Below are 19,428 nucleotides of genomic sequence, written 5' to 3' on the forward strand. Positions count from 1 at the left end.
ATCTTCTTCCCTTTTTTCATAGTATCATTTACTTTTCCTTCTGAAAACTCCTCAGCTCTTTTTGTTAATAGTTTCCCCATTAAAAAAGGTAAAAAACCTCATGGAATATCATTAAATATTTTATGTTAGTGGCATTATCTGATCTGCAGCAGAAAGCCAAAAATAAACTTATGTAAATAAAAAAACACCCGGCAGGCATTCTCCTGCTGGGCGGATTGTCTCCTTGTCATGCAGCTCGCTGAGTTTCTTTTCTCACTTCCCATTTAGCCAATATCATACCGAATAAAGAAGCAAGAATTTGCTGAAACAGCATGCCGATGACGACTGGCACGGCAACTGCAGCTGGGAAATAGTGGACGGCAATGACAGCACCTGTACTGATATTTCTCATGCCGCCAGTAAAAATCAGACTTACTTTTGTATTTCTATCCATTTTCAGGGTCTTTGCGAGAAGCCAAGCAAAAGCATATCCTCCTATGGCGATGAAGCACACCGTCATACCGATCCCAATAAGTTTCAAGTCCACTTTTCGCAGAAAAGGCGCAACGGCTGCACTGTTGATGGCAACAACTATCCCGATTCCTATCTTGGTAAATGGCTGCAGTTTTGAGCCCAATGATTCCTTGACGCGTCCCCCGGTGATGTGGTTCAAGAACATACCAACCAGTGAAGGGATTACCACCATAAGCAGCAGGCCAATCATAATATCCCCCGTATCGATCTCCACCTTCTTTCCAGCAAATACGGATAAACTGGCAGGCACAACAAATGGGGAGAGAATGGTATCGATAAGGATGATGGACAGCGCGAGCTCAATATTTCCTTTATAAATCGAAACCCAGACAAAACTTGTGATCCCCGTTGGGATGACCATGCCAAGAATCAGTCCTGTCACAGTCAGACCATCATCTGGAAATAGCAAAGATCCTATACCGAAAGCCCACAACGGCATCAGCAGATGGAGGATTAGCAGTGCAGCTAATAGAGGCAAAGGATTTATTATGGCCTTTTTGAGAGACGAGAAATTGCTGCTCAGGCTTCCGGCAAATGTCATGAGAGCAAAGATCCAAGGCACTAAAAAAGTATAGCTTACAAGATAATCGGCAAAAAATACTCCTGCTGCAACAGCCGCAGGTGTAATGAAAGGAAGCATCTTTTCCAATAACTTATTGATATTCATCGTTATGTCTCCTAAATTAATGCAATAAATTACATTGTACTATAGATCCTTATGCAGTTCATTTCCCAGAATTATGAAAACCAAATAAAAAGAGCCTGAAAAACCAGGCTCCAGGCATAATGTTTTAGCGCTTTAAAGCACTAAGAGGGACAGTCCCTCTTAGTGAGGTGATGCGTTAAAGTGATGAAGTTATATTGACTTAAACACTCTTAGCTTCCGGAAGCTCGGTTTTGGCAAATGATCTGTTGCCCAAGGAGAAGAATAGGATACTGGAAAGTGCGATGAGAGAAACCACCCAAAGCATGACGGATCCTCCTACTTCGCTGAACAGGAAGCCTCCGAGGACCGGGCCTGCAAAGTTTCCGACTTTCCGGAACTGTCCTGCCCCAAAATAAATACCACGGAGATTTTCAGGTGCAAGCCTGTCAATCAATACGGAATTCGCAGGGAAAATCAATATTTCACCCAGGGTCAGGAGAGCGACAGATACGATCGATAAGACCCATCCGTTTGAAAAACCAAAGCCCATCAAACCGAGCATCATAATTAGTGCTCCAAATACCATTGTCTGCATAGGTCGGAACTTTTCTGCAAGAGCGCTGACAGGCATTTGCAGGAAAACAACCATGACTGCATTTATAGAGAGTAAAATCGAGAAGATATAGACGCCATTTTCCAGAGATTCTTCAAGGTGCATGGGAAGAGTCGATTGTAACTGGGAGTAGCCGATATTGATCAGGATAATCCCAAGAACCAGGTAACGCAGTGCAGAATCGCGCTTCACGATTGACAAGGCATCCAAGAACGTTACTTTAGCTTTCCCGGCAGCCCCGCCTTCGAGTTTGAACTTCTTCATTAATACTGTTAGCGCCACTGCATAAAAGAAATAAATCGATCCGGTGATAATGAATGTGGACTCTGCCGACACATTGGCTAAATAGGCTCCGGCGAGAGGTCCGACCGCTGCCCCGATATTGATGGCCGTATATCTCAAAGAATAGGCCTTCATCCTCTGCTTCTTTTCTGTCAGGTCAGCCATTAAGGCCTGGGAGGTAGGTTCAAAAAATGAATTGGACAACCCGTTTAATGCATTCAGGAAGATGAACCAAAGCGGATGGCTGGCAACGCTGAATCCAAAAAACACTAAAGATATTGAGAATAAAGACATCATCAGGACAGGTTTACGGCCATACCGGTCTGATAAATGCCCTCCGATAAATCCGCCGATTGTGGCCACCAGCGGACTGATGCCGACAGTCAGGCCGATGAAAAGCGGGTGCATATCCATGGTCCTGGAAAGATAGATGGCCAGGAAAGGCATCGTCATGAACATAGCCCCTCTTGAAAGAACCGTACCGGTTAAAAGTACCCAAACAATCGGGTGGAACTGTCCAATATATTTTTTTACTGCTGACATAAGGTATCGCCCTCTTTCACGTGCTTTCTATTTCCATAACTTACTATAATACCAGATTGTTAATAAGTAAATGTTATTTATTTTATGTTTAGACATAACAAAAAATTATATTTCGTTTGCTGCATCAGAAATAACTGCCATGATAGATGTCTTTTTAGTAAAAATTGTTATTAGTTCAGGCCTTTGTCCCACCCGGTATAGGAAAAAATTCATATGATATTACAAGCACTTAGCAGAGTCTTATAAAACAAAAGCCGGCTGACAGAATTGGGTGGACTTTTCCACGTTAAAATCACATGAAGGAGGAGTATAAATGTATAGTAAATTTAATGAGTTTGATAGTTCTCTTCTTCCTGATCTCAATAAGTACCTGAAGGAAAGAGAACACTCCAAGGATAAGCATCACCACCATGAAGGTTATCCTCGGAAAAAACATCCTAATGAAAAACCTTGTGGTTGTCATGATCATGATTATGATCACAAAAGGTGTCATCATGGATATGAACAACCGTATAATGACACAGGAGATTATCATTCAGGAGGCCATCATCATAACGACTGCGGCTGTGGTCATCATCACCATCATCACGACTGTGGCTGCAATCACCATCATCACAATTGTGGCTGCGATCACCACCATCACCACGGTCATGATTGCGGCTGCCATAAACATCATAACCATTGCCGCCGGTATTTATGTGATGATGATTTCCGACTGCGTCTGGGCGGGTTGCAAAACAATTTGAACTTTAAGTTGCGCCAGCTTATCGGTTGTATGGTCGATTTGGAGCTCGAAGACGGGCGCAGAATTGAAGCTGAAATTTGTTTTGTCGGGTCCAACTTTGTAGAAGTTAAAAAATACGAAGAAGAGTCTCTCCCTCCGGAAGAACCGGATCATGGACCAGAAGAGGCGGCTTCTGAGGCAGATGCAAAGGAACAGGATCAGGAGGAGACTGGGGAAAAACATTGTTATTCATGGATCATTCCAGTCGACAAAATAAAGTATGTTGAAATTTATCACGAATGTTAGACTAGCAGTTTAATAATTTTTTCAAGAAAAAAACCACTTCCAGTCACTCTGAAGTGGTTTTTTGATTCGGTTGTTATCCTTATGCTAAAAACTTAACTAGGAGTGTCTGTTGAAGAATCAGGCCAACATCCCTTTGAAATTCAAATTCCAATGGCCCGATAATTCATTTTACGGGCCACTATCCCTTTGAAATTCAAATTCCAATGGCCCGATAATTCATTTTACGGGCCACTATCCCTTTGAAATTCAAATTCCAATGGCCCGATAATCCATTTTGCGGCCCAACATCCCTCTGAATTTCAAAACTCATTGGGCCGATAATCACTTTTACGGCCCAACATCCTTTTGAAATTCAAACCTCAACGGCCTAATAACCATTGGTACAACCCAACATCAGGCCGAATTTCAATCTAATTCACCCTTTGCTTCCTTCCCATCCTCCCCATCATCTTTCCGGAGATACTCAACAGCAATGACATGGGCGAGTGCAATCTCACGTTCGATATCTCCTGATTTTAGGGTGAGACTGTCCTGAGACGCCTTCCAAAGCACGCCTTCCAAACGTTCATTGACGAGCTGCACACTAATCTCTTTGTCTTGTAAAAGCAGCAAGTATATTGCCAGTTTCATGCCGAAGAAGATTTTAATCAACTCAGGTGAGGCGGATACAGTCTTTCCGAAATGAAAAGTCAGTTCCCTTCTGAAGCAGGGATCGATGTCACTTAACAAAGCTTCCGATGGCGGCTGTGCATACCTCCCCCTTGATTTAATCAATGAAACTCTTCCATTCGGAATAAGAATCTCCTTATCCCCTTTTAATAAAGCAACGAAGTCAGTTCCTGCAATAAATACCACTCCTGAAGCGGCATCTGCCTCTTCAAGTTCCACTTCGACCTCCAAACCTTCAAGCCCGGAGAATGCCTGTTTGATCACTTTGTTCCGTTCAGGGTTTTCAAGACCTAAGTCGAGCAAAAGCTGGTTCGCATTCCGGATATCTTCTTCCACCTCCTCCAGTTGATCTTCAGGGAGGCAGTTGGTGTCTGATGGGATTTCAGGCTGTTTCATTCGTTCTTCACAGCAATCTCCTTCAACACAGAATTCAAATTTCTTTTCTTTTTTCTCTTCATTTTCCATATCTTCACCGCCTTCCTATCTTGGCAAAGGAGGCAAATTAGGCTGCCGTTCTTTGTGCACCCGCATTATCCCCCACATTCCCTGTTCGATGTCCCAACGAATGTTGCCTGATCTGTACATATAATCACCCGGGAAGTTGAAGAACCCTCCTGCCCCGCCGTACAATTCAATATCTTGTTTGCTCCCTGCGATATTGAAGCCTTCAAACGAAGCATTGACAGAGTTGATGTCTGAAACATCTTTTCTCCAAAAATGCCCGTGAAGGTGGAATGTGTGCGACCTTCTTCTTTCCGCAGGGGTGACCAGCCTGATTGTAACAGGTTCACCCGGATAGGATTCAAATAACGGTGTAGCCGGGTCGCCAAAGACCTTTGAACTGAATAAGTCGTGGAGGACAGGATGTTTGTAATACCTGTTAATTAAGCGTTCAGAACGATAATTGAATCCGCGGGACCCCTGATCATAAGTGTCTACCAGATCTTCGTCAACATCATCCGGCCCAAGCAGAATGCCATTGATAGGATCAACTATGAGATTCCCTTCCTTATCCAGGAGCCTTACACCGTCATGCATGATCATGACGAATTCCCTCATATTTGGCAGGAGTGGATTTTTCAATACTACATTTGCCCCTGTTGATACAGGCTTAAGAGTCTTAGGGTCGAGAAACTCAGTGCCTCTTGGTTCGGCAATGAACACACCGAATGCCCCTTGTGATTTGTGATTCCTTATATCCGCCATGTCCCACATTCCGCAAGCTCCCACCGGGAAGTCGACGTACCATCTGTAGGAAATCGATTCACCCGGTCCTACTGTCTGATCGTAATTGTATCCGACGGTCTCCCCGCTCGATGTCTTCACATCATACTCTATCAGCTGAGGATGTAAGGATATCCTTAACGAAGGAGGGTAAAATGCCTGCTCTTTTACCGCTGGGTAAGGATAAATCCCATCTTTAAATGGGAACTTATCAAATTCTAGATAGCTGGTGAGTTTCACATGTACTTCATCTCCTACATTTGCCCGTATCACCAGCGGCTCGGGATTTCTTTTACCGGAGAGTATGTCATCCATGTCTTCTCTGAGTGCAAATACAATGCCGTTTGGATCATGATCGCCGAATTTGTTATAGATGATCGGGACTTGGAAGGCAACGATATCAAAATGTTTCACTGGCCTGCCTTTAGGAATGATCAAATCATCCTTGAAACAATCACCTTTATGAGGAGGTTTCCCTGTCTGGTATGGCAGGATTTTGGACCGTTTAAGAGGTCTCGGCCTGTCTTCAAGAGGGACCAAATCCGGAATGATTTCGTCATAAGCCCTGATGAGTCCCCAAAGGCCGTTCCATAAGTCTTCTTCCGTTTCAAATGCCCACAAGTAGTCGCCTGCCCTTGGAATATACGATTCAAAAGTAAAAGATTCAGAGATTCCGATATGCTGCTGATCGCGCATCATTGAATCAAGGTCTGATCGTTCTTTTGGCCATCTGAGACCATGTATGTTTAAGCTGTGGGATTCTTCATGTGCTCCCTGGAGGAGCCGTATCCTGACCGGATCACCTTCATAGGCTTTTAAGATGGGCGTGACTGGATCTCCATGTACAAAAGAACTGAAACTGTATGCAGGATCACAGTCGGGCCCAAGCCTGAACTGCAAAGGTTCATTTTTATAATTCACCCCGAATACGCCGGGATCATCCTGCGAACCGGGAAAGTTGGGAGGTGCAAGAGGGTTTCCTTTTTTATCAAATAACAGGGCAAAATCCTGGACCATCAGGGTAAAATCCCTGTAATCGGGAATCAATGGATGGACGGCAGTTACCTGTGCTCCCCTGCCAATCTCGCCACCCCCAGTCGAATCAATGAACCGAGTGAAACGCGGATGAACGACACCGGAACCAAAAACACCATGCTGCTGATGCTGGACCGCAAAAAGATGATCATGGAAGAACCAGGCTTTCAGTTCAACGTCAGCATAATATTCATAGCGCATGGTTTCGCCCGGTAAGATACTTGAGTCGTAATTCCATCCGACATTGGCCCCATCGTTCACTAGCACGTCAAACTTAACGAAGTGGATATGCATCCCTGCTTCATAGGATCTGGTAACCAGTTGGAAGGCATCCCCGTCCAGGATATGCGGCAGCCGGTTGGTGTAATTCACCCTGATACAAGTGTTGGCCGGCTGATGTATAATCAGCGGTTCCGGTTCTTTTTTTCCTGAACATACATCATCTATATCTTCATCGAGGATATACATTCTCCCTTTTGGATCGTGCCACCCATGGCGGTTGTATGTGATCGGAAGTTCTATTAAAGAAACATTGTATTCCAATACAGGCGCATTTTCGATACATGGATCAACAAAAACAGCACCTGGGCGCGGATTGGGGATTGCTGCGTTCTTTTCAAGCTCTGTAAGTCCCCTTCCCCCGATGATTCCAAGCGGTGGTCTTGGTGCCTTATACCCCGCCTTTCCAGGTATGAAATTCGGGAATCCAGGCTTTTGTTTTGTAGGACGGGGTGGTGCAGGCCTGTCTGGCAGCGGCTGAAGTGCGTCTATCTTTACCCCATTGGGATAACATTGGCTTCCGTCCTGCAAGGTGTCGAACACCCTGTTTATTCCCCACATCCCCACTCCGAAGTGAGGATACAGGTGACAATGGATAATGCAATCTCCAATGGCTCCATGCAGACTGCCGAGACCATAAAGAGGCTCTATATCATAGTGTGATTGGGGACTGGTGGATTGTGAGTCGAAAATCTCGGATTCCAGGTTATCCGGGTCATTGAACCATTGATGAACATGGTAATGGAAGACATGGGTTTCCTTAACCCCAGCATGGATGAGACGGATTTTTGCCGGATCACCGACATAGCCCCTAAGAATTGGCGTGGTAGGATCACCGAATACCCAGGAATCATGATGGACCTCCTCACCATCGCAATCCGGACAGACGACTCCCTCGTCAATGAGCTGCTTCCTTCTATGGAGGGGTTCATATCTATAATTGACACCATGGAAGGACTCTGTTGGTTCTCCTGTCACAGGATCAATCGGACTGTTTCCAGTTAGGTCGTCAATTTCCATTTCATCCTGGAAGATCCATGCATATTCACGGAAAGACGGCAATATCGGATGATGGACATCTGCATACATTCCGCTGTTGAGCGGTCCGCCTGTCACGGGATCCGTCCACCAGGAAAAACGCTTTTCCACGAACAATGCTCCGAACAGTCCATTTGGATTGCTGCCCTGCTCACTGCTGGACGGATTGCCGAGGTCAGAGAAAAGGTATATTCCTTCTTGGGATAACTGCAGCTTATAAAGGATCTTATCACCCGGTGCAACAGTGGTATCAGGATTAAATCCGACATTTGCACCGTCGGATGTCAATACGTCATACTCTGCTTCCTGAAAGTGCATGCTCGTATGGAAAGGGAGCTGGTTTTCAAAGAGGATTTCTACTTCATCTTGTTCATTCGCACGGATGACAAGCGGCTGAACCAAGTCGACGACAGAAAAAGGATTCTTTTTAACAAGGCTTTTTACCTTATGTTCGTTTTCTTTTAAGACATACATCATGCCATTGGGATTGTGGTCACCGAAGTTATTCACGACAATCCGAATGGGAATCGCAACGATGTGAAAACAACGCTTCATGAAGTGGTCTCCTTTCTGGATGCGGCCTAATCCTTCAGTTTTGGAATTCGGGGACCGACACTTCTTTCTATATAAAATACTTCAATATTGTGGATGTGGACATGCCATTGCCTATTTTCCAAGGCGGGAAACTGAGATGTTTCCACTTGCAGGACGACCATATCATCGGAAATGTCTTCTATAGTTCCGATGAAAATGAACGGATAACTCTGCAGCAGCATAAATACCCTTCTGCCTTTACCATTTCGGAAGTGGTCGACCAGGGCTTCGTCGTGAATATCGTTTACTGAATGGAATTGCTCTTTTTCCATTGCATTGAATTGCATTCTAAAACCCCCTTTATGTTAGTGGAAATACGGTGTCGCATCTGATGTCGGAGGACAATGATGCAATTTTCTCCAAAGGTATGCTTATAGGCATCGGAAATTCATAAAAAGGGGCGTTGACCATTTTAAAAACCACAGGTTCCAGAGTCACATGCCCCCTCCCGACATCAGCTATTGTTCCGCAGAATATCGGCCTGAAGGTTTGCCCGAGTAAATTCAACTGGGTAGCATGGGTGACAATCAGGACTTCTTTTCCCATGAGTGCGGTCAAGTCCCTGAACAAACGGTCTTCAGGCTGGCGGTTATTTGTCTTCATGTTCATCCCCCTTAAAGCGTGATGACTTTAATAATTTTTTAGCAGCATGCAAAAGTCTTAACGTTCTAATGTAGTTAATTTCTACCAATTTTATACCCTCTTTCTTGTTGAATTGTTTTAGGAAGAGTTCTTCTCTGGTTACTGTCTGGATTTTCCCGAAGTAACTTTCGTTTTCACCGGTCTTCAACTCGACCCAGGAATTTTTCCAGGTTTGCAGATTGGTTCCGAGGGTGTCTTCACTGAACTGCTGATACAACTCTTCTTTCTTTGTGACGGTCTCTCCAAAATTTTGGAGAAGTCTTGAACGCAAATCATTATCATAAAGGTAGTGTTGATGAGTATTGGAATAGGCGGGGATTCCGTAGGGTATGTTGGCGGATTTGATTGCGGCATAAGGGATCCAGTAACGGTCTTTCAGATTCGACAACATGACAAAATCCCTTCCGATGGCAGAAACCTTGCCTTCTGAATAAATGACTTCAGAACCGGAGGAAGAGTATACCACGACCTGCTGGTTTCGTTTCTGCTTGAAGAACTTTTTCAGGGTGAGCACTTTCCTTCTTTTCTCATCGGTCGAAGTCAGGAAGAAAAGATTACGCTGGTCCATATAGTCCATGAGGATCCGCGTTTCTTCAGTGGATACCGCGCTTGTCGGGGATGTCAGACCCTCCCCTCGTGCCAGATTCCTCTGATTGAAGATATCTACTTCTATAACCTCCTTTTCACGTTCCTTCAGCAATTTTTCAATATACTCATCGCGTGTCATTTTTGGCTTCATGGAAGACCTCCTTATGCTTATTCTGAAGCCAGTATTTCGATATGCTCAACAATTTTATCAATGTTGACCCTTTTGTCGCCAACCGCCATGTCATGATAAGCACGGATGTTATTTTCCGCATCCAGAAGATACATAGTAGTGCTGTGGGTGACAAAACCACTGCTCTCTTTCTTATAAACCATGTTAAACTCATCTGCTACTTTCTCAGTAGTGGAAAGATCGGTACGAAGCATGAGCCATCTTTCGTTATCGATACCGAAGCTTTGTGCATACTCTTTTAATCGTTGAACAGTATCCACTTCAGGGTCCAATGTGATATTAAGGAATTTAACTTTTTCTTCAAATAGCTGCCTTTTCTCTAATTCTTCTTTTACTTGTTCCAAATCAAACAGCGTCATGGGGCAAATATCCGGACATTGGCTGTAAAAAAAGACAACGAGCTTAATAGAAGGATCATGCAGTGAATACCTTTGACCATCGATGCTCTCCAGGGTTTCTTCACTAATATTCCCTAACTCCGGGAGGGTCTCTTTATCCGGCCACAGCAGAAAAAAACCAAGAAGAGCGGCGGCAAATAATTTAAAAATCAAGACCTTTCGTATCATTTCATCCACCCTTCTACACTTTCAATGAAAAAAGAATCAGTCCCATTGTGATAAATAGGATCATCGTACCGAAAATCGTAAAAGCTGCCATATCCACTAATAATATTCTTTGACTATCCATCGGCAATCCGCAAAGGCTCGGATTCTTGATGACGGAGCCGACCATAGTGCCCATCAGGCCGCCTGTGACACCAGCGGAAATGCCGGAGAGTACAGAATGCAGCCTGACCAGGACGCCGAACGCAATCCCAACCATCATACCTAAGAAAATCATGGCGCTTGCTGTGGCTTCAAAAGGTAAAGAACTGATAAAAGAGTATTGCATTGAGAGGGTTAATGAGATGATCATTGCTGAAGTCATGGATATGGTCATTGCGTAACGGTTATCAAACAACAGCCGTTTTTTGTATAAGCGATAATAACAAATGATGCTTACAAGCACACTTGATAGAATGCCAGAAAAGATAATCAGATTCATAGCTACTCTCCTTCATGGCCTTCTCACGGATAGGATGATGACTCCATAGGTAAGAATCAAAATGATTTCCATTGAAAGAAGGAAGAGAAATCGATTATCTATCAATGCCCCTGCCATCGGTGCCATCAGTCCCATCATCAGGCCATTTACATAACCGGTCAGGCCGGTCTGGTAGTCAAAAAGAATACCAAAAAAACCACCGACCATCAGGCCTGTCAAGACGGACAGAATCGTCACACTGGTGTAAAAGAACGGATACATCATAATCAGCAGGATCCCGGTCGAAGCAGCGCCGAATCCCCCCGCGGCAATTGAAATGTTCATGCCTAATTGGAAGCCTATAAGGCGCCTGTTCTGAAAAATGTATACATATAACAACCCCGTCAGCAGGATGTTCATCACGAACAGCAGTAACAGCCATGTATCCCCGATAGTCCATCACCTCACATGTGAATAAATCAGCACTGCTTCCTTCATCCTGCAAAAATCCCATAAAGCTCCATTCAGTGAAATAGTATTACTCTTTTTACCAGTTCATGCCTAGAGGAATTATGTTCTTTGAATAATCTTTTTGCTGTACAGGTTCCAGCCCGTTTTATACACCTTTTTAACCGCCTGTACATTAAATGAATAGTAAGAGGTTGGAAATTATTAGTGAGTATATGCCTGAGAACAAGCAGGCATTTAGGAGTGGATTAAATGACATTATATTTTATGTTCGATTATGACGATTCATTAAAGGAGGTTTTTTCATGATTGTCGGACCTATTGATCCATTAAATGGTTTTCCCATGTGGTATAAGGATGGGAATGGCTTGAAGCTCGCATTGAATGACAATCCGTTCGATCCCTTATCCGGCTTGACACCAGCAGATCTTCCGGACCCTTCCAGCCCGGTCTCGTTTCCGGACAACTATCCTGCTGAGGCATTCTATATGCTCGCTGAAGCGGAAATGACGACAGGAACCGGTGAAAGAGCCCGCCTTGTGCTTGCATTGGAAGCTGCTTTTGCCCAGGAGATCCCAAGACAAGGTGATCAGATGGTTTTCGGAAGAGTGCGTATCAGAGTAGACGGACTGCGTGCAAATGAAGAGTATGTAGTCACGCATCCATATGGCACAGATACATTCATCGCAGAAGTTGCTGATGAGGATGAACCTGAGATTGGGGAAATCAATTTTACAGAGGATATTGGATTGGTTGGGGACTTCGCTTCAGCCTTGGAGAGCCGTATCCACCCATTTTTGCAGTGGGATCCAGCACAAGCACCTGCTGCTCCGGAAGGCTACATTGGAAATCCTGATATTCCTCATACAGTCATCGGAAGTCCTTTCACTGATGAAACGGGTGCAGCTCAAAACGTTTTCAGGATACAAGGACCAGGTATTGGTCTCGGTTCCCCGGATGCTTCTAATACACCTGGATTCGATCCTGATAATACGATTGAAACCAAACTGTTCACATTAGCAGGCAAAATCTCAACCGTTTCAGGCCTGGATATCGAAAGAGCTAATTTCACGCGGACAGAAGAAGGCGGTGGATTCATCGATGTTTTTGTTACTTCCGAGACCACTCCCCAGGACATTCAAGTTTCTGGAGAAGGAGTGACCCCTGCTGGACTGATTGGCGGCAACGGGGTGTATTTTGCCAGAACAGAATATACAGGAGCTGTTCCTCCTGAAATGATCATAGTTACAAATGCTTCCGACCTTCCCCCTACTATAAAAACCATACAGCCTGTTGACTTTGTTTGGGCGGAAGCAATTTACGATACGGATGCAGCAACTTTGACAGTAATTGCAAGCTCCAGCGATGAAGTGGCAAATCCGGAATTGACAATCTCCGACTTTGGAAGCGGACCAAATGTCATCCCAGCTGCAGGAACGATTACAATACCGGATCTGCAAATAGTGCCGGACACAATCACAGTTCTTTCTGCATCAGGCGGCTCGGCCGAAGTTTCCGTTGTGATTACCGGTGGTAATACCGATCCCCTGCCGGTTACAGCTGATGCAGGTGCAGACCGGACTGTCTTATGGGGAAATGAAGTTACACTGGATGGTTCGAATTCGACCGGTGCGATTGCTTCGTATAATTGGAGCCAGATAAGCGGTGAGCAAGTGACACTTATTGGTGCAGATACAATACAGCCATCATTTACCGCTCCTTCCCTCAACACTACTCTAGAATTTCAATTAACTGTAACGGGTGCAGAAGGAAGTACATCCTCAGATACGGTTACTATCAATGTCGTAGAAACTGCCCCGGCACCTGCAGCCAACGCAGGTCCAGACCAGACAGCGGCACAAGGCAGTACTGTCACCCTGTCAGGATCCGCTTCAGGTGAAGTAACTTCTTTTCTCTGGGAGCAAACCACGGGTCCGGAAGTTACTCTGGATAATCCAGCCAGCCCGGTAACGACATTTACTTTTCCAAATCAGCAGACCACTTTGGTTTTTGAATTGACGGTAACTGGTCCTGGTGGAAGCTCCAGCGACTCTGTAGAAATCTCCTCCGCAGCTGATGAACTGACAATCACACGGGCAGAGTTCCGCACCACGGATGCGGAATGGAGGATCAGCGGTACCACCACTTCGCTTGGCGGTGTAACTATAACCATCTACCTGGGTGAAGATTTAAATGGGACCGTTTTAGCTGAAACATTTGCCGATACACTTGGGAATTGGCAATACAGAGTTGAAGGTTCTCCTGTCATTCCAGATGCCAGCCGCTCAATCTCCGTCAGGTCATCTGCAGGAGGAAGCCTGGTTGATATACCTGTGAATATCCGTCAGTAGAAAGATAGATACTATGAAAGGAGTATGGAAATATGGAATTCTACTATTCTCAGTTAAAAGCACTGAGCGGCTGCTGTTCCCACTGCTGCTGCGGTGAACGCGGTCCAAGGGGCCCAAGGGGGAAGCAAGGACCACCTGGACCTAAAGGAGAGAAAGGTGATCCAGGTATTCTCGCAGTAACTCATGGGTACGGTTATTATCAGGGAACCAGGAAAGGCCCCGGCATTGTACCTTTGAACGTGCCCGGACCTCTCAACAATACAGAACTGGTGAGCCAAGGAATCAAAGTACTTGAAGCGGGAACCTATCAGATAAGCTACAAAGTCAACCTTGAAGCTGGCAGTGCAGCAGGTACTCAACCTACTAACTTTTATTTGTTAATCAACAATACTATAGATATCCGATCTTCCCTCACAACAGCATCTGCAGGTGTACAGAAGCAAACCATGAGCGCAACAGTCCTCTTTTCGCTGCTTGAAGACGATGTAGTCAAACTTATGGCAGACATTCCTGAGAATGTCAGTTACAGCATGCCCACACTGCAAGTCATGAAAATAGGGTAATAATAAAGCCTGTATCCTTTTAAGGACACAGGCTTTTCGTATTTTGATATTTCTATGCAGCGCTTCTTTAAGAGAAAAACATAATCATCAACGGAACGGTAATGATGCTGATGGAGGTTGTCACCAATGTGCTGAAAGAAACAAGGTCAGGTTCTGTATCAAATTGTACAGCGAACATGGTAGTATTGGCGGCTGTCGGCATCGCTGCCAGGACGATCAGTACACTAGATAAAAGACTGTCCAAAGACAAAAGGGCTGTTATAGCATAGGCAATAACCGGTGAAAGGACCAACCTTATTACCAGGACTGCCGAAAGTTCTTTCATCTCTACATTCTTTTTTGATATATTCGCCAACTGCATCCCCAATACAAGCATTATGGTAGGAATCGTGGCAGATCCAATAAGATCAATTGCATTATATATGAAGGTTGGCACAGGAACAGAAGCAATTTGCAATGAAAGACCTGCAATTGAGCCATACACTACAGGCATCTTCAGGATTTTTACTACTGAATCCTTCAATGTCCCTCCACTCTTGCTTCCTTTGGCAGCAAAATACAATCCCACTGTATTCATTAACAGTGATTGAATGACCATCATGATGACGGCATACTGGAAGCCCGTTTCACCGAAGGCAAATAAAATGACGGGCACCCCGTAGTTTCCACTGTTCATAAAGGCACCGGCCAGCACGAAAGCGGAAGTTTTCGACTGCTGCTGGCTTGTCATCTTCCCTGCTAAGAAAGATACCATAATCAGGGCAAATAGAAGAAGTATGCAAAAAAGAACAATATATAAGTAATTCATATTCAGTTCATTTTCATAGAAAGTCTGGAAAGCCAAGAAAGGAAGCATCAGATATAAAGCTGCAGTGGATATTGATTTGATATCCAAATCAAGCACCCTTTGTCCGATAAATCCTACAGCTAGAATAATAAAAACGGGCAGTACGATTAAGATAAAATTCATTGTCTAAAACTCCAAATCAATATTTTACTATAATAATATTTATGTCATTCACCCAGTATACTGCAAAAGCGGAATTCTTGCTTGCCTTTTGCCTGCAATTAGAAGCTTTTATATTACTCATTTTTTTAAGGCAGAAATTCACCTCATTTGGTTGAGGAAATGACTTTAATACATATAAAAACTCACCTCTGAATAGGTCTATAGAGGTGAGAATACAAGTTAATGCGTCATATTATCATTACGGTAATCAATATATAAGGATCCATCCTTTTGTACTTCTGCATAGAAAACATCCGAAACAGAATTTATTCCATTTTGCCTTAGCTGCTCCTGCAGCCATTCATCTTTCAGGTTAAGCCTTTTAAGGTTGTTTTCAATTATTTTTCCATCGGCAATTACTTCTGTGGAATAAGGGTAAACCTGGTTAACAGCAGGAATGTTCATATCCTTCCTCGTGATTGATTGCTGGTCCTGCTTCTTCATCACCGACAGTTTTCCATCGGTTTCAAAGATTGCGTATTCTACATCTTTGACCGAAAAGACATTTTTCTCACGCAGGCGGACCAGTAATGCATCCACATCCAACCGGGTCCTGCCAAGTGCCTTTTCCATGATTTTTCCCTGTTTGATGACAATGATCGGTTCCCCTTCTAATAATTTCCGGGCACTCTTCGATTTGATATCTATGTAACCGAACAATAAGGTCAGCACCAGCCATCCTCCAAGTGCAAGCAATCCATTCCTAACACTAAAGGTATCAGAAGTAACCAGAGAACCTCCGATTGTCCCAAGAGTGATCGCGGAAATGAAGTTAAAGAATGTCATCTGGCTTATTTCTTTTCTGCCTGAAACTCTGGCAACGATAAATAGCGCTGCAAAGGCAATAATAACCCTTAATAAAAGCTCAATCGAATCCATTGGGAAACCTCCTTTTTGCTTAGTTTTTCCGTTTTTAGTTAAATTATAGATTTTTCACTTGTTAAGGATAGCTTTGTTCGTGAAGTTGGTTTTCCCACTTTATTGGTGACAATGCAATCGGCGAATAAAAACCGGATTATGCAAGGCACCCCGACCTCTAATAGGGTGAATAGCCGAGAAACACCGGATTATGCAAAACACACTTGACCTATAATAAGGTGAATAGCCGAGAAACACCGGATTATGCAAGGCACCTCGACCTCTAATAGGGTGAATAGTCAATAAACACCGGATTATAGAAGGCAAACCAATCTATAACAGGGTGATTAGCGGATATGTACAAAAAAAGATCCCCCTCGCAGCCGCGAGGGGGATCTTTCTCTCACTTCACTTTAATCTGATTGAGCATTTTCAGCATTTCCGGTACGATCCCTTCGGCTTCTTCAGCGTTTGCATAATGGATCGTGAATTTCAACAATTTGCCATCGACTTCTTTTACGGCGATATTTGTTTGAATGTCTGCATCGTTGGCATGCAGGAAGAAGTGTGCATCCTTATAGAACGGAAGGGAATTTTTAGTCGGGATTTCTGTTACTTTCCCCAAAGCTTCCAATTGTTCACTTGCATTCTTCTTCACTGATTTGATGTCAGCTTTGGAATCAAGCACTTCTACTCTTGCAAAATAAGTTTCATCCCTTCTGTTTTGAAGGATGAAAGTCCTTGGTTCTTCTGCTGAGAAGCTGTACCCTATATATGGAGTGAGCCCGAGCTGAACTTTCTCTGCATCATATGATGTCTTTATATCTTGTATCTTATTTACTTTCAGGACCTGGCCAACGAATATCAAGCTGCTCTTTAAACCGTTTCTCTTTTTTAATTCCTCTACTGTCATCCCGTATTTTTTGCTTATGCTCCACAGGGTATCTCCCGCACGGACGAGAACGACATTTGGAATCTCCAGTTTTTGGCCGATATAAATCGTATCTGATTTTAGCTTGTTCACATGTTTTAATTGTCCGACTGTACTGTTATATTTTTTGGCAAGGCTCCATAGGGTGTCGCCTTTTTTGACTGCGACAACTTTCTTCACTTCAAGCTTTTCTCCAGCATAGATCGTATTGGATGATAAGCCGTTGCTCTCCTTCAATTGATCAACGGTCATTCCATATCTTTGGGAAAGACCCCATAGGGTGTCCCCCTTCTCGATGAGATGAAAACCTGATGCACCTGCGCTTGAGACCCCGAGTGCAGATATCGCCAAAGCTATGGCAGCAGACTTAAAGAACTTCTTTTTCATAAAAATAACCCCCATTATGATTTCTCTTGATGTACTTGCTAAGATTTTCCTTTTCACCTTATTAGACGGCAGGAATGGCAGCAAGTTACATTAAGATAAGCCCATTTTGGAGGTTTTAGATCATTAAGAAATACGCACCGAATATGAGTGCTATTATAATCACAAATATTCCAAGTGCCACAAGGGTAAACCTGGATGTACGGAACGTTTGATTATTGATTGCTTCGATTTTTCTTATATAGCTGAAGATGGCCATGATGATGGTGAGGATGCCAAGGCCAACAGAACATATACCGATAATATTTGCGAGTGCATCCCCAATAGGAGACAAGCTGGACTTCATTGTAAAATGGAGGTTGGTAACGAGAAAGCCTACCCCGATTATGGCGATGGCTGTCCGTATCCATGCCAGGAAGGTCCTTTCGCTTGCCAGGTGCTGCTGAATGTATTTGGATTCAATCGTTTGTTCAGTTGAATGTTTTTTTTCCTCTGTTTCTTTCATAATGAATCACCTCGGGATAATACTGTTTAGGAAATGCTATACCAGACTATATATTTTAAAAAAGTCCCATCCTCTAAAGAGAACAGGACTTTGCTCAAAAAAGCTTATTCAGCAGTAAAATGACTCCTGCCAGGAGCCAGACAAGCATTCCCGGTCATATTGGCGGAATGAACTTTCGCAGAGACCTGGGATCCTTCGAATGGCTGACTCAAGTAGCGTTTCTGCAATGATTTTCTTTCCCCTTCATTCCATCACCTTCTCCTAAACACGGAGCACTTTGAATTCTCCGCCTCCAAGCAGAGTTTTGACATAGTCAATTTTTGCTTCATCGAAGTAGACTTTATCTCTTTTGTGAACCAGAAATTGAATTCCCTCAATTTCAGTAACTTCATCATCTTCTAAAGCTGACTCCTCCAGAGTCAGACGCAATTTTGGGCCTCCTCAGCCAATGCCCATTGCCAAACGGATAAAGGGTTTTTTCCCTTCAGTGATTTCGTCTTTCACTTCTGACTTAATGACATCGATAGCCGGATGTGTCACTTTGACCATCAGAAATTCCTCCTTCATACATTTCTCTATCAGGAATGTGCTTTCCCGGTTTGTTTTATTTTACCCTTGAAAGATAGCAAAAACACTCATTATTCTATAGGGGGTCTGCTTAAAGAATATCCATCCAGATTTTGATCGCTGTAGCGAGGATCAGGAAAGCGAGGACATATTGCAAAACTTTCGTATTGACCTTCTTCCCCGCCATCGCACCCAAAGGTGATGCAATCAAGCTGGCGACCACCATGATCAATGCCGGAAGAAATTCAACCTGGCCTGTTGTGATCTTCCCGACTGTAGCACCAATTGAAGAAATAAAAGTGATGGCAAGTGATGATGCAATTGTCATACGAGTCGGTATCTTCAATACAACCAGCATGATTGGCACAAGCAGGAATGCTCCTGCAGCGCCGACGATACCGGCTCCTATACCAACAATCAGTGCTAATGATGCGGCAAGCCATTTATTGAATGTAACTTGATCAAGGGGAATGTCATCTATTCCCTTTTTAGGAATGAACATCATGATGGCTGCAATCAAGGCCAGCACACCATAAACCAGGTTGATGCCGCCTTCAGACATCAACTTCGAACCATATCCTCCAATGAAGCTTCCAATCAGGATGGCTCCCCCCATGTAGGCAATCAGGCTCTTATTCAAGTAACCGCCTTTGCGGTATGCCCATACGCCGCCAATCGTTGCGAAAAATACCTGGACGGCACTGATTCCTGAGACCTCATGAGCACTGAAGGCTGCAAGGCCGAACAATGGCGGGATGTATAAAAGCATTGGATACTTGATGATGGAACCGCCGATTCCGAGCATTCCTGAAATATAAGATCCTATAAAACCGATTAAAAAGATGACTACAATAAATCCTAAATCCATTTCTTCCTACCTCCT

The 19,428-nt window shown here is 43.9% G+C and carries 20 protein-coding genes; 4 read left to right on the top strand and 16 right to left on the bottom strand.

The features are described 5' to 3' along the window. Positions 1-226 precede the first annotated feature (226 nt). Complete coding sequence (locus ACOJQI_RS10200; RefSeq protein ID WP_421385449.1) at positions 227-1,186, bottom strand: bile acid:sodium symporter family protein; 960 nt, start codon at positions 1,184-1,186, stop codon at positions 227-229. A 193-nt stretch (positions 1,187-1,379) separates the two neighbouring features. Next, complete coding sequence (locus ACOJQI_RS10205) at positions 1,380-2,597, bottom strand: MDR family MFS transporter (protein WP_421385111.1); 1,218 nt, start codon at positions 2,595-2,597, stop codon at positions 1,380-1,382. 440 nt (positions 2,598-3,037) lie between these two features. On the opposite strand from ACOJQI_RS10205, the gene ACOJQI_RS10210 reads away from it, so the two are divergent. Further along, on the top strand, positions 3,038-3,343 hold the full coding sequence (locus ACOJQI_RS10210) for a hypothetical protein (RefSeq protein WP_421385112.1): 306 nt from the start codon (positions 3,038-3,040) through the stop codon (positions 3,341-3,343). Beyond that, positions 3,340-3,627, top strand: a complete 288-nt coding sequence (locus ACOJQI_RS10215) for a hypothetical protein (RefSeq protein WP_421385113.1) — start codon at positions 3,340-3,342, stop codon at positions 3,625-3,627. Before ACOJQI_RS10210 ends, ACOJQI_RS10215 begins: the two co-directional genes overlap by 4 nt. A 405-nt stretch (positions 3,628-4,032) precedes the next feature. Here the strand turns inward: ACOJQI_RS10215 and ACOJQI_RS10220 are convergent, their stop codons facing one another. Genes ACOJQI_RS10220 through ACOJQI_RS10255 form a run of 8 tightly spaced genes read right to left on the bottom strand, consistent with a single transcriptional unit; the run spans position 4,033 to position 11,254 of the window. Then, positions 4,033-4,761, bottom strand: coding sequence for a hypothetical protein (locus ACOJQI_RS10220; protein WP_421385114.1), 729 nt, complete (start codon positions 4,759-4,761; stop codon positions 4,033-4,035). A gap of 15 nt (positions 4,762-4,776) precedes the next feature. Beyond that, entirely contained in the window at positions 4,777-8,427 is a 3,651-nt protein-coding gene (locus tag ACOJQI_RS10225; protein ID WP_421385115.1) for a multicopper oxidase domain-containing protein, read from the bottom strand. 26 nt (positions 8,428-8,453) lie between these two features. Then, the gene (locus ACOJQI_RS10230; protein ID WP_421385116.1) at positions 8,454-8,753 is read right to left on the bottom strand and encodes a hypothetical protein; all 300 of its coding nucleotides are present in this window, start codon (positions 8,751-8,753) and stop codon (positions 8,454-8,456) included. 13 nt (positions 8,754-8,766) lie between these two features. Further along, positions 8,767-9,069, bottom strand: coding sequence for a hypothetical protein (locus tag ACOJQI_RS10235; RefSeq protein ID WP_421385117.1), 303 nt, complete (start codon positions 9,067-9,069; stop codon positions 8,767-8,769). Then, the gene (locus tag ACOJQI_RS10240; protein ID WP_421385118.1) at positions 9,056-9,847 is read right to left on the bottom strand and encodes a hypothetical protein; all 792 of its coding nucleotides are present in this window, start codon (positions 9,845-9,847) and stop codon (positions 9,056-9,058) included. Before ACOJQI_RS10240 ends, ACOJQI_RS10235 begins: the two co-directional genes overlap by 14 nt. Positions 9,848-9,864: 17 nt before the next feature. After that, the gene (locus ACOJQI_RS10245) at positions 9,865-10,452 is read right to left on the bottom strand and encodes an SCO family protein (RefSeq protein WP_421385119.1); all 588 of its coding nucleotides are present in this window, start codon (positions 10,450-10,452) and stop codon (positions 9,865-9,867) included. 13 nt (positions 10,453-10,465) lie between these two features. After that, on the bottom strand, positions 10,466-10,930 hold the full coding sequence (locus tag ACOJQI_RS10250; protein WP_421385120.1) for a hypothetical protein: 465 nt from the start codon (positions 10,928-10,930) through the stop codon (positions 10,466-10,468). Between the two features lie 12 nt (positions 10,931-10,942). Beyond that, the gene (locus ACOJQI_RS10255; RefSeq protein WP_421385121.1) at positions 10,943-11,254 is read right to left on the bottom strand and encodes a hypothetical protein; all 312 of its coding nucleotides are present in this window, start codon (positions 11,252-11,254) and stop codon (positions 10,943-10,945) included. Positions 11,255-11,682: 428 nt separating this feature from the next. Here ACOJQI_RS10255 and ACOJQI_RS10260 point away from each other — a divergent pair, with 428 nt between their 5' ends. Both ACOJQI_RS10260 and ACOJQI_RS10265 read left to right on the top strand, forming a co-directional pair. Continuing rightward, positions 11,683-13,728: a PKD domain-containing protein gene (locus ACOJQI_RS10260; RefSeq protein ID WP_421385122.1), complete on the top strand. Its 2,046-nt coding sequence runs from the start codon at positions 11,683-11,685 to the stop codon at positions 13,726-13,728. Positions 13,729-13,760: 32 nt separating this feature from the next. After that, entirely contained in the window at positions 13,761-14,291 is a 531-nt protein-coding gene (locus tag ACOJQI_RS10265) for a hypothetical protein (RefSeq protein ID WP_421385123.1), read from the top strand. Between the two features lie 67 nt (positions 14,292-14,358). Here ACOJQI_RS10265 and ACOJQI_RS10270 read toward each other — a convergent pair whose 3' ends face one another. The 6 genes from ACOJQI_RS10270 to ACOJQI_RS10295 form a co-directional block, all read right to left on the bottom strand. Then, positions 14,359-15,261, bottom strand: coding sequence for an AEC family transporter (locus tag ACOJQI_RS10270; protein WP_421385124.1), 903 nt, complete (start codon positions 15,259-15,261; stop codon positions 14,359-14,361). Positions 15,262-15,480: 219 nt separating this feature from the next. Further along, positions 15,481-16,179: a YetF domain-containing protein gene (locus ACOJQI_RS10275; RefSeq protein ID WP_421385125.1), complete on the bottom strand. Its 699-nt coding sequence runs from the start codon at positions 16,177-16,179 to the stop codon at positions 15,481-15,483. A 382-nt stretch (positions 16,180-16,561) separates the two neighbouring features. Further along, on the bottom strand, positions 16,562-17,476 hold the full coding sequence (locus tag ACOJQI_RS10280; RefSeq protein WP_421385126.1) for a LysM peptidoglycan-binding domain-containing protein: 915 nt from the start codon (positions 17,474-17,476) through the stop codon (positions 16,562-16,564). 115 nt (positions 17,477-17,591) lie between these two features. Continuing rightward, positions 17,592-17,978 (bottom strand): YidH family protein, encoded by a 387-nt coding sequence (locus tag ACOJQI_RS10285; RefSeq protein ID WP_421385127.1) that lies wholly within the window; start codon positions 17,976-17,978, stop codon positions 17,592-17,594. A gap of 261 nt (positions 17,979-18,239) precedes the next feature. Beyond that, entirely contained in the window at positions 18,240-18,407 is a 168-nt protein-coding gene (locus ACOJQI_RS10290) for a hypothetical protein (protein ID WP_421385128.1), read from the bottom strand. A 229-nt stretch (positions 18,408-18,636) separates the two neighbouring features. After that, entirely contained in the window at positions 18,637-19,413 is a 777-nt protein-coding gene (locus tag ACOJQI_RS10295) for a sulfite exporter TauE/SafE family protein (protein WP_421385129.1), read from the bottom strand. Between the last annotated feature and the right edge of the window lie 15 nt (positions 19,414-19,428).

It is taken from the genome of Bacillus salacetis (assembly GCF_049177075.1).
In the GTDB taxonomy this organism is placed as follows: domain Bacteria; phylum Bacillota; class Bacilli; order Bacillales; family Bacillaceae_B; genus Rossellomorea; species Rossellomorea salacetis_A.